At 63.9% G+C, this 14933-nt stretch carries 16 protein-coding genes, 2 tRNA genes and 1 pseudogene; 8 read left to right on the top strand and 11 right to left on the bottom strand.

The window, feature by feature from the left end; all coding sequences use genetic code 11:
• Positions 1–80 precede the first annotated feature (80 nt).
• Together DY467_RS04360 and DY467_RS04355 are read left to right on the top strand one after the other, a co-directional pair.
• Positions 81–534, top strand: a pseudogene (locus tag DY467_RS04360) (phosphomannomutase/phosphoglucomutase); the annotation flags it as partial.
• A 158-nt stretch (positions 535–692) separates the two neighbouring features.
• A complete protein-coding gene (locus DY467_RS04355; protein WP_164634157.1) occupies positions 693–1031 on the top strand; it encodes a hypothetical protein in 339 nt (112 codons plus the stop codon).
• A 33-nt stretch (positions 1032–1064) separates the two neighbouring features.
• Here DY467_RS04355 and DY467_RS04350 read toward each other — a convergent pair whose 3' ends face one another.
• From DY467_RS04350 to msrA, 3 genes are all read right to left on the bottom strand, one after another.
• A complete protein-coding gene (locus DY467_RS04350; protein ID WP_107345744.1) occupies positions 1065–1310 on the bottom strand; it encodes a hypothetical protein in 246 nt (81 codons plus the stop codon).
• A gap of 231 nt (positions 1311–1541) precedes the next feature.
• Complete coding sequence (msrB, locus tag DY467_RS04345; protein ID WP_164634156.1) at positions 1542–1958, bottom strand: peptide-methionine (R)-S-oxide reductase MsrB; 417 nt, start codon at positions 1956–1958, stop codon at positions 1542–1544.
• 29 nt (positions 1959–1987) lie between these two features.
• Positions 1988–2698: a peptide-methionine (S)-S-oxide reductase MsrA gene (gene msrA, locus DY467_RS04340; RefSeq protein ID WP_164634155.1), complete on the bottom strand. Its 711-nt coding sequence runs from the start codon at positions 2696–2698 to the stop codon at positions 1988–1990.
• Between the two features lie 310 nt (positions 2699–3008).
• On the opposite strand from msrA, the gene DY467_RS04335 reads away from it, so the two are divergent.
• The 4 genes from DY467_RS04335 to DY467_RS04320 all read left to right on the top strand — a co-directional run bounded on the left by DY467_RS04335 (position 3009) and on the right by DY467_RS04320 (position 7880).
• A tRNA-OTHER gene (locus DY467_RS04335) sits at positions 3009–3083 on the top strand.
• Between the two features lie 175 nt (positions 3084–3258).
• Positions 3259–6588: a carbamoyl-phosphate synthase large subunit gene (gene carB / locus DY467_RS04330; protein WP_164634154.1), complete on the top strand. Its 3330-nt coding sequence runs from the start codon at positions 3259–3261 to the stop codon at positions 6586–6588.
• Between the two features lie 223 nt (positions 6589–6811).
• On the top strand, positions 6812–7288 hold the full coding sequence (gene greA, locus DY467_RS04325) for a transcription elongation factor GreA (protein ID WP_011159607.1): 477 nt from the start codon (positions 6812–6814) through the stop codon (positions 7286–7288).
• A gap of 181 nt (positions 7289–7469) precedes the next feature.
• Complete coding sequence (locus DY467_RS04320; RefSeq protein WP_107345748.1) at positions 7470–7880, top strand: DoxX family protein; 411 nt, start codon at positions 7470–7472, stop codon at positions 7878–7880.
• A gap of 36 nt (positions 7881–7916) precedes the next feature.
• Here DY467_RS04320 and DY467_RS04315 read toward each other — a convergent pair whose 3' ends face one another.
• Complete coding sequence (locus DY467_RS04315) at positions 7917–8399, bottom strand: Lrp/AsnC family transcriptional regulator (RefSeq protein WP_011159609.1); 483 nt, start codon at positions 8397–8399, stop codon at positions 7917–7919.
• 256 nt (positions 8400–8655) lie between these two features.
• Between DY467_RS04315 and trxB the strand changes: the two genes are divergently transcribed.
• Together trxB and DY467_RS04305 are read left to right on the top strand one after the other, a co-directional pair.
• Positions 8656–9621 (top strand): thioredoxin-disulfide reductase, encoded by a 966-nt coding sequence (gene trxB, locus DY467_RS04310; protein ID WP_164634153.1) that lies wholly within the window; start codon positions 8656–8658, stop codon positions 9619–9621.
• An 8-nt stretch (positions 9622–9629) separates the two neighbouring features.
• On the top strand, positions 9630–10553 hold the full coding sequence (locus DY467_RS04305; RefSeq protein ID WP_012497402.1) for a LysR family transcriptional regulator: 924 nt from the start codon (positions 9630–9632) through the stop codon (positions 10551–10553).
• Between the two features lie 316 nt (positions 10554–10869).
• Here the strand turns inward: DY467_RS04305 and DY467_RS04300 are convergent, their stop codons facing one another.
• The 7 genes from DY467_RS04300 to DY467_RS04270 form a co-directional block, all read right to left on the bottom strand.
• The gene (locus tag DY467_RS04300; RefSeq protein ID WP_107356738.1) at positions 10870–11544 is read right to left on the bottom strand and encodes an AAA family ATPase; all 675 of its coding nucleotides are present in this window, start codon (positions 11542–11544) and stop codon (positions 10870–10872) included.
• Between the two features lie 210 nt (positions 11545–11754).
• Positions 11755–12132, bottom strand: coding sequence for a hypothetical protein (locus DY467_RS04295; RefSeq protein ID WP_164634152.1), 378 nt, complete (start codon positions 12130–12132; stop codon positions 11755–11757).
• Between the two features lie 93 nt (positions 12133–12225).
• On the bottom strand, positions 12226–12570 hold the full coding sequence (locus tag DY467_RS04290) for a hypothetical protein (RefSeq protein ID WP_164634151.1): 345 nt from the start codon (positions 12568–12570) through the stop codon (positions 12226–12228).
• Between the two features lie 155 nt (positions 12571–12725).
• The gene (locus DY467_RS04285) at positions 12726–12956 is read right to left on the bottom strand and encodes a hypothetical protein (RefSeq protein WP_164634150.1); all 231 of its coding nucleotides are present in this window, start codon (positions 12954–12956) and stop codon (positions 12726–12728) included.
• A 217-nt stretch (positions 12957–13173) separates the two neighbouring features.
• Positions 13174–13986: a Flp pilus assembly protein CpaB gene (cpaB, locus tag DY467_RS04280; protein ID WP_164634149.1), complete on the bottom strand. Its 813-nt coding sequence runs from the start codon at positions 13984–13986 to the stop codon at positions 13174–13176.
• Positions 13987–14218: 232 nt separating this feature from the next.
• Positions 14219–14295: transfer RNA gene (locus tag DY467_RS04275), tRNA-His, on the bottom strand.
• A gap of 175 nt (positions 14296–14470) precedes the next feature.
• The gene (locus DY467_RS04270) at positions 14471–14902 is read right to left on the bottom strand and encodes a phasin (RefSeq protein ID WP_164570972.1); all 432 of its coding nucleotides are present in this window, start codon (positions 14900–14902) and stop codon (positions 14471–14473) included.
• Between the last annotated feature and the right edge of the window lie 31 nt (positions 14903–14933).

The raw sequence follows: 14933 nt of genomic DNA, 5'->3' as shown, positions 1-14933 counted from the left end.
TTCCTAATTCGTATCCCGTTTCTCCCACCGAAGACGTACGCCCACGAATCCGAGATCACCGGCATCACAAAATCCGGCCGTTTCTTTTCAATGCCTCGCTCGGGCGTGGCGATCACGCTGGTCTGGTGTCGGCGATCGCAATCTGCGAGATCGCTCGACGCGCCGGACAAGTCGATGTCGCAGCTGAAAGACGCGCTGCCGAAGACCTGGTCCTCGCCGACGAGGTCACCGCATTGTGCCGACGAGGTGAAGTATCGCGTGATCGACGAGGTCGTGAAGCACTTCGAAAAAGCGCAGAAGAACGGCGACAAGGTCGCCGGCCAGCCGATCCGTGATCTCGTCACCGTCAACGGCGTCCGCGTGACTTGCGAAGACGGCAGCTGGGGCCTGGTCCGCGCCTCGTCGAACAAGCCCGAGCTCGTGGTGGTGGTTGAAAGCCCGGTGTCGGAGCAGCGGATGCACGACATGTTCGAGGCCGTGAACGCCGTGCTGCGCCAGCATCCCGAGGTGGGCGCGTATAGCCAGACGATCTGAGACTGCGACGCTCAAACCCTGGTCGCGGGCACCCGTTTTGATTTGTCGACCGAGATCGACTAGATGGGGGCGATCATTGCCGCCCGTGCCGCTTGGAAGTGACACGGGACCGAGCGGACGGAGACCAGCCTATTCGACGTTTCGGCAACATTGTGTGGATGGCAGTCGGGCTGACGGCCTGCTTCGCCCTCGCCGGCTGCTCGTCGATTCTCGATGCGCTGCCGGATGGCGGCGACAAGGCGCCGAAGGCGGCGGTGATGGCGGTTGATCTGAAGAAGGTCGGCGATGAAGCCAAGCTGCCGCAGCCTTGGGAGATCGCCGGTCCGATCGAGGCCGATCCGGTCACCGTCGCGCCGTGGATTGTCTGCCTGCGCAGCAAGGCACCGGATCAAACGCGGCAGACCTATGCGCTGTTCTACAAGAGCGGGAAGCTCGAGACCTATCGGTTTGCCGCGATCGTCGATCGCTGCGACATTCAGAGCTTCAGGGCGTTTTAAAGCAGACCCCGTGCTGGCGCGGAGGCGTTTCGATCACGACGCCCGGCGCTGCAGCGGATATTCGTCGCTCTCGTAAAGCGTGCGGATGCCCTTGTGGTCGAAGCGGGCTTCGTCGACCTGCAGATAGGCGCCGTTCAGGCAATCTGCCGGCAACTCCTCAATCGCGTAGCGCACCGCTTCGGCCGCCCTGCTGAAGCGGCGATAGGCGACGCCGGTCCGGCGTTTCTTGCGGATCGCTGCGGGAAACAGTTCGGCGGCGGTATCGTAGCTGAACGCCATGGTGGAAGTGGCCTCCTGAATAGGGTGATGGCCACACGGAAGCGATCTTGATCGGCACCGGCGGCTTCAATTCCGACCTACTTCATATAGGCACGATGCGCGGATTTGCGACTCAAGGTCGCCACGATTGCGCTATCTGAATGAATTCGTTTCGCTTTTGTGAATTGCACAAACAAGAAGCGGGCGCCAAGGACGCCCGCCTCGCTGATGATCGTGCCCATTTGCGACCCGCTATTTCGGCTGGAGCTTCAGCGCCGCCGAATTGATGCAGTAACGCAGCCCGGTCGGCCCCGGGCCGTCGGGAAACACGTGGCCGAGATGGCCGCTGCAGCGTGAGCACAGCACCTCGGTTCGGATCATGCCGTGACTGACGTCGCGCTCCTCGTCGATCGCACCCGTCGCCGCCGGCGCAGTGAAGCTCGGCCAGCCGCAGCCGGAATCGAATTTGGTATCGGACTCGAACAACGTCTGACCGCAGCCGGCGCACACATAGGTGCCGGGCCGCGTCTCGTATTCGTATTCGCCGGTGTATGGCCGCTCGGTCGCCTTCTCGCGCAGCACGGCGTACTGCATCGGCGTCAGCTCCTTGCGCCATTCGGCTTCGCTTTTCTGAACCTTGCCGGTCGTGGTGGTCTTGGTGTCGGACATCGTTCCTCCTGAACCGTCGAACCCCGCCGTCAGTTGGTGGCCTTGACGCTGCTCACCAGCGTCGGCTTGTCGAGATACTCCGTCGGAAACAGCTTCTTCAGGGCCTCGATCTTCGGCAGGTCGTTGTACGCAATATAGGGCTGGCTGGGATGCAGCGTCAGGTAGTCCTGGTGGTAGGCTTCCGCAGCATAAAAGCCCTTCAGCGGTCCAACCTTGGTGACGATCGGCGCGCCATACACTTTGGCGGCGTCGAGCTGTGCGATATAAGCGTCGGCAATCCGCTTCTGCTCGTCGCTGGTGGTGAAGATCGCCGAGCGATATTGCGGCCCGGTGTCGGGACCCTGGCGATCAAGCTGCGTCGGATCGTGCGCAACCGAGAAGTAGATCTGGAGTAGTTTGCCGTAGGAGATCCGCTTCGGATCGTATTTGACCTCGACCGCCTCCGCATGACCCGTCGTGCCGGTCGAGACCAGCGGATAGCTCGCGCTCGCCTTGCTGCCGCCGGCATAGCCCGACAGCGCATTGATCACGCCCGCCGTGTGCTGGAACACGCCCTGCACGCCCCAGAAGCAGCCGCCGGCGAATACGGCCGCCTGAATCCCGCCGGCCTCTTTGGCATCGAGCTGCGGCGGCGGAATCACCACTGGCTCCTCAGCCGCCCGAGACGGTCCGAGAGCGGACCACGCCAGCGCCCCCACAGCGGCGGCGCAGAGAGCAAGACGACCAAATAAAGCGCGCATGAGCTGTCCTCGCGAGGTTGAGGCCAAGGCCGTCGGCCTGGCTGTTGAGCTCAAGATACGGGGCTCGCGCCGGGCTGTTACGCAGGCGCAGACACGAGTTCGTGACTGCCAGCCCACACCGGAAGGGAGGCCGCAACGCCGCGAGCCCGAGACAGTTCGGTACTTTTGCACCGCGCCGGCCGCCAGCAACCTGCCGACGCCGCTCTGCCCGACCCCAATCCTAAATGACCAAAGCCCAAAGGCCGCATTGCATTAAGGATAGCCGCGCTCCGGGCTGGATCACCCCTTCGTGAAGTGCCAAGATGCGCTCGGCCCGGTGGCGGAAGATTAACGCGGGGGCGGTGCAACGCTCTTTTTCCTGGTTCAAGTCCAGGCTGGGCCTCCAGATCTTGCCGAAATTGCCGGTTGACGGGCGACTCGAAGGCCTTTCGCCGCCCGGGAAACTGGTCTAAGACACCTCCCGCGCGCCTGGGACGGCCCGGCGCTTGAAGACCTGAGGGACGCGCGGCTGCGCGCCCTTTTTTTGTGCCCGCGATTTCCGCCCGCGTCAGCGAGATTTGATGCCCAAACGAACCGACATCTCCACCATCCTCATCATCGGGGCCGGTCCCATCGTGATCGGCCAGGCCTGCGAATTCGACTATTCCGGCACGCAGGCGGTCAAGGCGCTGAAGCAGGAGGGCTACCGGGTCGTCCTGGTCAACTCCAATCCGGCGACGATCATGACCGATCCGGAGCTGGCGGACGCGACCTATATCGAGCCGATCACCCCTGAGATCGTCGCCAAGATCATCGAGAAGGAGCGCTACGTCATCCCCGGCGGCTTCGCGCTGCTGCCGACGATGGGCGGCCAGACCGCGCTGAACTGCGCGCTGTCGTTGCGCAAGCTCGGGACGCTGGAAAAGTTCGACGTCGAGATGATCGGCGCCACTGCCGACGCGATCGACAAGGCGGAGGACCGCGAGCGGTTCCGCGAGGCGATGACCAAGATCGGGCTCGAAACCCCGAACTCGCGCCAGGTGAAGAGCCTGCCCGACGCGCTGCGCGCGCTCGACGAGATCGGCTTCCCGGCGCTGATCCGGCCGTCGTTCACGATGGGCGGCACCGGCGGCGGTATCGCCTACACCAAGGCCGAGTTCATCGAGATCGTCGAACGCGGCATCGACGCCTCCCCGACCAACGAGGTGCTGATCGAAGAATCGATCCTCGGCTGGAAGGAATACGAGATGGAGGTCGTGCGCGATAAGCACGACAACTGCATCATCGTCTGCTCGATCGAGAATCTCGATCCGATGGGCGTGCATACCGGCGATTCGATCACCGTCGCGCCGGCGCTGACGCTGACCGACAAAGAATACCAGATCATGCGCGACGCCTCGCTGGCGGTGCTGCGCGAGATCGGCGTCGAAACCGGCGGCTCCAACGTGCAGTTCGCGGTCAACCCGGATGACGGCCGGCTGGTCGTGATCGAAATGAACCCGCGGGTGTCGCGTTCGTCGGCTCTGGCGTCGAAAGCCACCGGTTTCCCGATCGCCAAGGTCGCCGCCAAGCTGGCGGTCGGCTATTCGCTCGATGAAATCGCCAACGACATCACCGGCGGTGCAACGCCGGCGTCGTTCGAGCCGACGATCGACTATGTCGTCACCAAGATTCCGCGGTTCGCCTTCGAGAAATTCCCCGGCGCCTCCGCCAACCTGACCACCGCGATGAAATCGGTCGGCGAGGTGATGGCGATCGGCCGCACCTTCCAGGAAAGCCTGCAGAAGGCACTCCGCGGCCTTGAGAGCGGCCTCACCGGTCTCGACGAGATCGAGATCGAAGGTCTCGGCCGCGGCGACGACAAGAATGCGATTCGCGCGGCGCTCGGCACCCCGACGCCGAGCCGGCTGCTGCAGGTCGCGCAGGCGATGCGCCTCGGCTGGTCGGACGAAGAGATCTTCAACTCCTGCAAGATCGATCCGTGGTTCCTGGCGCAGCTCCGCGGCATCGTCGACATGGAAGCTCGGGTTCGCGACGCGGGCCTGCCGGATCATGCGTTCGGCATGCGCACCCTGAAGGCGATGGGCTTCTCCGACGCCCGCCTCGCCGTGCTCGCCAACACTACCGAGGCCGAGGTCAAGGCCAAGCGCCGTGCGCTCGGCGTCCGCCCGGTGTTCAAGCGGATCGACACCTGCGCGGCGGAGTTCGCCTCGCCGACCGCCTACATGTATTCGACCTACGAGGCGCCGTTCGCCGGCCCCGCGTCGGACGAAAGCCGGCCGTCGGACAAGCAGAAGGTGATCATCCTCGGCGGCGGTCCGAACCGGATCGGCCAGGGCATCGAGTTCGACTACTGCTGCTGCCATGCCTGCTTCGCGCTGCACGACGCCGGCTACGAATCGATCATGGTCAACTGCAACCCAGAAACGGTGTCGACCGACTATGACACCGCGGACCGGCTGTATTTCGAGCCGCTGACGGCCGAAGACGTGCTCGAGATCATCGACACCGAGCGCTCCAACGGCACGCTGCGCGGCGTGATCGTACAGTTCGGCGGCCAGACGCCGCTGAAGCTGGCGCGCGCCCTTGAAGCGGCCGACGTGCCGATCCTCGGCACCTCGCCGGACGCGATCGACCTCGCCGAAGACCGCGATCGCTTCAAACGCATCCTCGACAAGCTGCGGCTGAAGCAGCCGAAGAACGGCATCGCCTACTCGGTCGAGCAGGCCCGCCTGGTCGCGGCCGAACTCGGCCTGCCGCTGGTGGTGCGTCCGTCTTACGTGCTCGGCGGCCGCGCCATGCAGATCATCCGCGAGGACAATCAGCTCAGCGATTACCTGCTCGGCACCCTGCCCGAGCTGGTGCCGGGCTACGTCAAGGCACGCTATCCGAACGACAAGACCGGGCAGATCAACACCGTGCTCGGTACCAACCCGCTGCTGTTCGACCGCTATCTGTCGGACGCAACGGAAGTCGACGTGGACTGCCTGTCAGACGGCAAGGACACTTTTATCGTCGGCATCATGGAGCACATCGAAGAGGCCGGCATTCACTCCGGCGACTCCGCCTGCTCGCTGCCGCCGCACTCGCTCAGCGCCGAAACCATAGCCGAGCTGGAACGCCAGACCCGTGAGCTGGCGCTCGGCCTCGACGTCGTCGGCCTGATGAACGTGCAGTACGCCATCAAGGACGGCGAGATCTACGTGCTGGAGGTCAATCCGCGCGCGTCCCGTACCGTGCCGTTCGTCGCCAAGGTGATCGGCATGCCGGTCGCCAAGCTCGCGGCGCGAATCATGGCCGGCGAGAAGATCGCCGACCTCGGCCTGAAGAAGCGCACGCTTGAACATGTCGGCGTCAAGGAATCGGTGTTCCCGTTCGCGCGCTTCCCGGGTGTCGACACCGTGCTCGGCCCGGAGATGCGCTCGACCGGCGAAGTGATGGGCCTCGACCGCTCGTTCGAGGTTGCCTTCGCCAAGAGCCAGCTCGGCGGGGGCACCCGCGTGCCGCGCAAGGGCACCGTGTTCGTGTCGGTCCGCGAAAGCGACAAGGCGCGGATCCTCGACGCCGTGAAGCTGCTGCACTCAGTCGGCTTCAGGGTGATCGCCACCTCCGGGACCCAGCGCTATCTGGCGGACCACGGTGTGCCGGCGGAGAAGATCAACAAGGTGCTGGAAGGCCGTCCGCACATCGTCGACGCCATCATGAACGGCGAAGTGCAACTGGTGTTCAACACTACCGAGGGGCCGCAGGCGCTGGCCGACAGCCGGTCGCTGCGGCGCGCTGCCCTCTTGCATAAAGTTCCCTATTACACCACTCTTTCGGGCGCGGTGGCTGCCGCAAAGGGCATCCGGGCCTATTTGGATGGGGACCTTGAGGTCCGGACCCTGCAGAGCTACTTTTCCGAAAGCTGATCGTCGCCCGGCCCGAGCGGCCGGCTATCGACTGACAGGCCGTCAGGCCGGGGAACCCGCCCGCATTGGAATTGTTCTCTCCGGCGTTTGCCGGACAGCTCTGGTGCCGTTTTGAACCGACTTCGGACGCCGCACAGGCGCGGCGCCGCCGTAAACACCCGACGACGTTGCGGGCGAGCAGGGTTCGGCGATCCGCAACGTATTCTTGAAGGATGAAGAGACGATGGTCGAAAAGATACCGATGACTGCGAGCGGGTACGCCGCACTTTCGGACGAGTTGAAGCATCGCCAGTCGGTGGACCGTCCGCGCATCATCGAGCATATCGCCGAAGCGCGCTCCCATGGCGACCTCTCGGAAAACGCCGAATATCACGCGGCCAAGGAAGAGCAGTCCCATAACGAGGGCCGGATCAACGAACTCGAGGACAAGCTGGCGCGCGCGGACATCATCGACGTCAGCAAGCTGTCGGGCGACACCGTCAAGTTCGGCGCCACCGTCACCCTGATCGACGAGGACACCGAGAAGAAGGCGGTGTGGCAGATCGTTGGTGAGGCCGAAGCCGACGCCAAGAAGGGCAAGATCTCGATCACCTCGCCGCTGGCGCGGGCGCTGATCGGCAAGAAAGCGGGCTCCTCGGTCGAAGTCGTCGCCCCCGGCGGCGCCAAGGCTTACGAGATCGCCAAGGTCGAGTGGCGCTGACCAGCACACACCGCCAACGAAACGAAAAAGCCGCGCTTCGCCGCGGCTTTTTTGTTGCCCGACCTCCAGCGGCTCACGGTGAATTCAGTCGCTGGTGCCATGGCGTTGCGGCAAGGTTCCGTACGGTCGGCGGCATTCTTGGTCGGCCGCGACTGCCCCACCTCGAGAATCAGGATCGTCCATGAATCAGTCGTTCGCGCGCTGGCAGCCGTTTGCCCTGAGCCTGCTCCGCTTCATCACCGGTTTGCTGCTGTTTCAATACGGCGTGGCCAAGCTGTTCAAATTCCCCGCTGTGCCGATGTTCGCCAAGGTCGAGCTGTTCTCGCTGTATGGCGCGGCGGGCAGCCTGGAGCTGATCCTCGGCGCGCTGCTGATGCTCGGCCTGTTCACCCGTCCGGTCGCCTTCATCCTGTCGGGAGAGATGGCGTTCGCGTATTTCCTCGGCCACGTCTTCAAGGGCGCAACCCCGGTCTGGCTGCCGCTCCTGAACGGCGGCAGCCTGGCGATCGCGATGTGCTTCACGTGCTTGTACTTGGTGACGACGGGCGGTGGACCGATCAGCCTCGACCGCATCCTGCGGCGCGATCGCTGACACTACAGCAGCGCTAAAACGATCGCGGCGGCGGCTTCAGGTCGTCGCCGCCTTCAGCTCCAGCGGCACCGCGGCGGCGTATTTCGAATTGCGCAGCACTAGCGAGGTGCGGACGTTGCGGACGTGCGGGGCGGCGGTGAGATGGGCGACAAAATTCTGGAACGTCGCCATGTCGGGCGCGACGCATTTCAGGATGAAGTCGACTTCGCCCGACAGCATCCAGCACTCGCGTACCAGCGGCTCGTTGCGGACGAACTCCTCAAACCCGCGCAGGTCGGCCTCGGCCTGGCTCGACAAATGCACCGAGGCGAACACCGTGACGTCGAAACCGAGATGCGCCGGATCGAGCAGCCCGCGATAGCCGAGGATGTAGCCCTCTTCCTCCAGCGTCCGCACCCGCCGCAGACACGGCGGCGGCGAAATCCCGACCCGTTTGGCCAGTTCGACATTGGTGATTCGGCCGTCGTCCTGAATTTCCTGCAGGATCTTGAGGTCGATCTGGTCGAGGCTCTTGGTCACGCTGGTGCTATTCCCGCAAGGCGGATTCGGCTTAGAAACAGCCTCTCTTAGCGCACCCCGCGAAATTTGGGTAATTTTATTTCGCGATGCTCACAGCTCGTTTTCTATTCTTGGTGGGAAATCCTGCACGGAGGTATTGCAAATCTTGCATAGCTCGCCAAATAACATAGACTTCTGTCTGATCTTCCGCCCATTGGCGATGCCCCAGCCAGGCCTTTCCCTGCGTCGCGCCGCCCTCAGTTTCGGGGACTGATTCATGCCGAGTCCGGTTCAAGCCAAGGTCGTGATCATCGGATCCGGGCCCGCCGGTTATACCGCCGCGATTTACGCCTCTCGCGCGATGCTGGAGCCGATCCTGATCCAGGGCATGCAGCCCGGCGGTCAGCTCACCATCACCACCGACGTCGAGAACTACCCCGGCTTCGCCGATGTGATCCAAGGCCCGTGGCTGATGGAGCAGATGGAGAAACAGGCGCTGCATGTCGGCACCCGGATCAAGACCGACCTTGTGGTCGATCTCGACCTCAGCCAGCGGCCGTTCCGGCTGACCTGCGACAGCGGCGACGTCTATCTGGCCGACACGCTGATCCTCGCCACCGGCGCTCAGGCGCGCTGGCTCGGTATTCCGTCCGAACAGACCTACAAGGGCTTCGGCGTCTCGGCCTGCGCGACCTGCGACGGCTTCTTCTATCGCGGCAAGGATGTCGTGGTGATTGGCGGCGGCAACACCGCGGTCGAGGAAGCGCTGTTCCTGACCAACTTCGCCGCCAGCGTCACCATCGTGCACCGGCGCGACCACTTCCGGGCCGAACGCATCCTGCAGGACCGGCTGTTCAAGCATCCGAAGATCAAGGTGATCTGGGACGTCGCGGTCGACGAGATCTGCGGCGCCGAGAACCCGACCAAGGTCACCCACGTGCGCCTGAAGAACGTCAAGAGCGGCACGATCAGCGAGGTCAAGGCCGACGGCGTGTTCATCGCGATCGGGCATGCGCCGGCGACGGAGCTGTTCAAAGACCAGATCAAGCTCAAACCGTCCGGTTATGTCGAGGTCGCGGCGAATTCGACCGCAACCTCGGTACCTGGCGTGTTCGCCGCCGGCGACGTCGCCGACGAGACCTACCGCCAAGCCGTCACCGCAGCCGGAATGGGCTGCATGGCGGCTCTCGAAGCCGAACGCTTCCTGGCGCTGCGCGCCGGCGACCGCCAAGCGGCCGAATAACTCTCTGGATGGCGCGACACCGCGACGGGTTCACCGATATGGACTGGGATAAGCTGAAGGTCTTTCACGCCGCTGCCGAAGCGGGGAGTTTCACCCATGCCGGCGAGCAGCTCGGGCTGTCGCAGTCGGCGGTGTCGCGGCAGGTCAGCGCACTGGAGCAGGAGCTCTCGGTGTCGCTGTTTCACCGCCACGCCCGCGGCCTGATCCTCACCGAGCAGGGCGATCTGCTGTTCCGCACCGCGCATGACGTGTTCATGCAGCTGCAGGCGGCCCGCGCCAAGCTCACCGACAGCCGCGAGCGGCCGAGCGGCGACCTCAAGGTCACGACGACGCCGGGGCTCGGCATTCACTGGCTGGTGCCACGGCTCGGCGAATTCACCGCGCTGTACCCCGAAATCCGGATCTCGCTGATCGTCACCGACGAAGAGCTCGACCTGTCGATGCGCGAGGCCGACGTCGCGATCCGCACCCGCAAGCCGACCCAACCCGACCTGATCCAGCGCAAGCTGTTCTCGATCGGCTTCCACGCCTATTGCTCGCCGGAATACATCAAGAACTTCGGCACGCCGCGGACGCTGGAGGATCTCGACAATCACCGGCTGATCATGCTGAGCGACAGCCAGGTGCCGCCGCATCTGCAAAACCGCAGCTGGCTGATCGAAGCCGGGCGCAACGGCATGGGTCCGCGCGAGCCCTACTTCAAGGTCAACAACATCCTCGGCCTGGTGCGCGCCTGCCAGCAAGGTCTCGGGATCGCCGCGCTGCCGGATTATCTGATCGAGGACACCAACCGTCTGGTGCAGTTGTTCGGCGAGGAAGATTCAATCCAGCTCGACACGTACTTCGTCTATCCGGAAGAATTGAAGACCGTGGCGCGGGTGCAGGTGTTCCGCGACTTCGTGGTCAACAAGGCGCAACGCTGGCCGGGCTGATTTGTCGCTCCCGGGGCTCCGCATGTCTGACATGCGGGGGGCCCGCTTGCCGGGCCGCCGGATCGCGGATCAAATCGTTCTCACGTTGAGGGGTCGCGCTGCATCAAGTCCCCCTCCTCCAGTGGCGCGGCGGCTCAGCTATCCCTCTTGGAAGGTGATTGTGTCGGCCTAACAGGCCAAAGACCTTAGACCGGGCTCTTCGTGGGCCCGGTTTTTTTCTGCGCAATCATCTGTCCGCGCGCACGCGGCGATCGGTCGCAACAACTCATGAAAAAACGCGCGGGTGGCCGCGCGCTGCAGTCGTGTTGGTTTGCGATCAGGCCGCTTGCTTGTGCATGCCGGAATTTCCGGCCCCGCGGATCGCCTTCACCGAGCGTTCGATCGCCGCCCATAGCCGGTTGATCTCGTAAGCCGCGCGGCCTTCGGCGGCGTATTCCCGGGCGCCCTGGCCTTCACCGAGCGCCATCAGAAGATCGGCACGATTGGTGATCTGCCCGCCCCAGACCGGAGCCTTGAACTTGGCCAGCGCATCGCGCGCGATGGTGACGATCCGGCTTTCGACCTCGTCACGCAGCGCCGGGGCGCCGTTGAGCACCACCGCGTAGGGCTTGCGGTGCGAGCGGCAGGTCTGGATCGTATCCTGCACAGCGTTGACGTCGAACACGCCGGGCCGCGCCGGAATGATCACCATCGTGGCGTTGCGGATCGCATCGTCGACCACCGCAGACAGGTTCGGCGGCGTATCAACGAAGATCCATTCGATGCCATCGCGCTTAGCGGCGGCCACGATGTCGGTGATCGACCGCGTTGCGGTCCGCAGCGGCGGCTCGTTGGTACCGCGAAGTTTGTGCCACAGCGTCAGCGAGCCCTGCGGATCGGCATCGATCAGCAGACACGGACGCGAGGCTTTATGGACCTGTGCAGCCAAGTGAGCAGCCAGGGTACTTTTTCCCGAGCCGCCTTTACGCGAAGCAAAAACGATGACGTTCATACCCTGGCCTCCCGATTGACCTTGGCGGCAAAGTGAATCAGCTCGTTGATTCGTGAAAGATAAAATTGCAGGCAGTGATCATCGCCTCGCCAGATTGTAGCGATCGGCTGGTTTTTGAGTCACACCAGTTCCGGGATTGACGCAGCGCACAGGCTCTCATTGAGTCCCGAAGACGGTTTTTGAATAGCGGCTTGATGACAACGCTGCTGATCAGGCCGCGGTCTTGGCGGATGTATCAGAGCCCGCCGACTGCTGATCAGCATCGAACGGCTTAGTATCCGCACCGCGGCCGCGTTGCCGCTCCAGCCATTTGCGCTCGATCCAGTTCAGCGTCCGTGCGGTCGGCTTCTCCAGCGCCGGCACGTCCTGGGCGATCAGCACCATGCCGAGCGGCAGCATCCATAGTCCCAGGACTGGCAGAAAGCTCAGCATGCCGCCGCCAACCAGGGCGACGCCGAGGGGCAGCCGGACGTACTTTGATGACGGCCGCCGCAGCCAGCCGACGAAATGCGCCGGCCGGGGTGGTAGCTTGGACTCGAACCACTGCAGATGGCGGTCGAGTTCGGCGCGGTGATCGATCTCTGTCACAAAGCTCTCCTCAGGCGCGAGATATGCGCGTCGATTTCGGCACCAACGCGGCAAGCTGTCGCGCAGATCCCGGAACCGCGGAGGCTTTGTCAGTTACTGCCGCTCGCGCTTGTGAGGTTTGCGGGGCTTGAGGGGCTTGAGGCTGGTTGGTTTGCGGCGCACGGCCTCGTTTGTCTGCATCGCCACCGGCGTCGGCCCGAAGTGTGCGCGGCAGGCGGGTGTGAGCTGCGCTTTGTTCTGCACCATGCAGACGGTGATCCGGTCGACGTCGGGGACAAACGCACCGCACAACCGCATCGCGTCGCCCGTACACGCCTGCTGCTGCTCGGCGGTGTAGGCCAGCGCTGAACCTGCAATCAGTGACAGACCAAAGCTGGCGGCCAGAACAAGACCATGACGACGAACGACGCGCGGCGAGATCGAATGGGTAGAGATCATGGATGGCCCCCTGCTGTGCTGACGTTTCCCCGCAGGCGTTCGGCCGCCTTGTTGTTATTTGGCTGACCGGCGGAGTGTGCGTGAGGCGCGAGGAATTCGCAAGCAGCGCGCGAGCTGGCGCTGCGCGACAAGGCTGGACGCTAGGAGGCTGGACGCTAAGCTTCGTTGGCGCCAACGCCGCGTTGGTCCAAGGCGCTTTGACCGGCCACGGTCAGACGATAGTGACGCTGCCCGGCCGGATCGCCGGAATGACTGACGGCAACCAGGCCATCCGAAACCAGCCGGTCGAGTTCGAGCCGCTGGCCCGCATTGAGGTCACGGCCGGCTGTCCGGGCCACATCCACCAACACGGCGATCGCCTGATCGCTCAATTCCCGGTCGGTCATGCCGGCTCTCCGCGCTTTGTTTCGCTTCAAGCAACGTGACGGTCCGCCATTCCGTTCCGAACGGAATGCCACAACGCGATGGCGGCCGCCCGCTCAGAAAGCGGCCGGCAGGGGGACGATCTCGGCAGGTGGTTTTGGCTAATTCAGTCGCCGCGCAGCGCCGGCAAGGCGTGGTGGCCCACCTTGGTAGGCTCACCGCGTCGGGGTTCTTTGAAGGCTATCGGCGTTCGCAGAGAGGCGCGCAGCTGTAGAGCTCTTTGTCTGTGCCTTTGTATATCGTGATCTGCTTGTCGCCCTGGTCCGATGCCTCGGCCACAAGCCGGGCATCCGCGATGCTGCGCAGCGCGAGCGACAGCGTGCCGGACTGCCGGGCCCGCGTCAGCACCTCGGCTTGATCGCCTGTGAGCTCGAGGGTCGCCGTCTTGCCGATCACGTTGTTCTGCCCTTCCCGCTCCTTGGGCAGCTGATCGATCGCGAGCACGCGCACATTCGTCAGGATCGTCGTCGACGTCACCGTGTCCTTGGCGCCGGGAATGTCGGAGCTCTTGTCACGCTTGGTCAGGATCACGTCGACCTTGTCGTTGGGAAGAATGAAGCCGCCGGCGCTGGTTTCCGGCGAAATCTCCGTCGAGACCGCGCGCATGCCGGTCGGCAGGATTGCCGCCATGAAGCCGGAGCCGTTGGGCTTCACCAGTTTGACTTCGCGGATCGGCTCGCCGGCAACGAAGGGCGAGCGCGCGATTGTCCCGGCCAGAAACGCTTCGGTGTTGGGCATCTTGTCGCGGCGGAGAAAGTGCTCGCTGGCGCTATCGGCCGGCCAGCTCTGCCAGCGGACATCCGAAGGGGTGACGAGCTGTCCAAGCGCGATATTCGATTTCGCGACGAGAACATCGGCGGTCTGGAGCTGCGGAGTTGGCTCCGCGACCTGGCGGGGTCGCTCCGAGTCCGAACTGCTCGCCAGGAACGCGGCAGCAGCGCCGGCGGCGAGAGCAATGCCCAAAACGACAATGCGCGGCTTACTCAGGCGCATCCGCAAACTCCGGTTACTAAACTCAACGCAACTTGTCGCAATCTTAGGTCGAGGCGCATCAAGATAGAGTTAAGGTGAATACGAAGAATCTCCCCGAAACGGTATTATGGGAGTGCTGTACAGCCGCGGGCCTGCGCACGCGATCTCGGGCGCGTGGGGCAGGCCAAGCGCGTCGGTCCGCTCGATTTCGGCGGCTGGCGGCTGATCGATCTGAAAAGGGGGATTTTAGGAGTGGTACAGTTGGGTGGGCTCGAACCACCGACCTCCTGTTCCACAGACAGGCGCTCTAACCAACTGAGCTACAACTGCATCCGGCGCGGCCGAGGTGGCCCGCGAACGGGCGGAAACTAGGTGCAACGCCGCGCTTTGGCAAGACCGTGTTCGGCTGCAAAACCAATGTCGGGGGTGCTGTCGACAACAACCTTCCGACGACAAAGCCCGGGCGCATGGCCCGGGCCCTGAAAACGTTGAAAACCGGGCCGGATCAGGCGGCCGGCTTGAAGATCTTCGAGGCGTTGGCCTTGATCGGCTCGACCGTCTCGGCGGCGACCTTCTGGGTCAGCTCGGTGAGCTCTTTGGTCTGCGCGGTCAGCGTCTCGATCTGCTTCTTGGCGTGGGAGGTCCACAATTCCATCACGTCCGGCAGGGTCTTGGCGCCGATCAGGCTCTGCGCGAAGTCGAAGCTGGCGCTGGTGTTGGTCTTCACGAAGTCGAACACCTTGGTCGAATAATCGGTCGCGCCCTTGCTGGCCGAGGTGAACACAGCCTCGATCGTGCCGTTCTGGGTCTCGGCGACGTCCTTCAGCTTGGCGTAGCTTTCGCGGGCCTGCGACACGCCCTTTTCGGCGAAGGCGCGGACCTGCTCCGGAAGCTGGAACGGCATCACGGTGGAAAACGGATCGCTCGAGTCGGCCATAGGGGCATCCTTCGCTGGTGGGGCAAATCGA

This window comes from Rhodopseudomonas sp. BR0G17 (assembly GCF_010907025.1).
In the GTDB taxonomy this organism is placed as follows: Bacteria; Pseudomonadota; Alphaproteobacteria; order Rhizobiales; family Xanthobacteraceae; genus Rhodopseudomonas; species Rhodopseudomonas palustris_H.
This window is presented reverse-complemented; position numbering and strand designations above follow the sequence as displayed.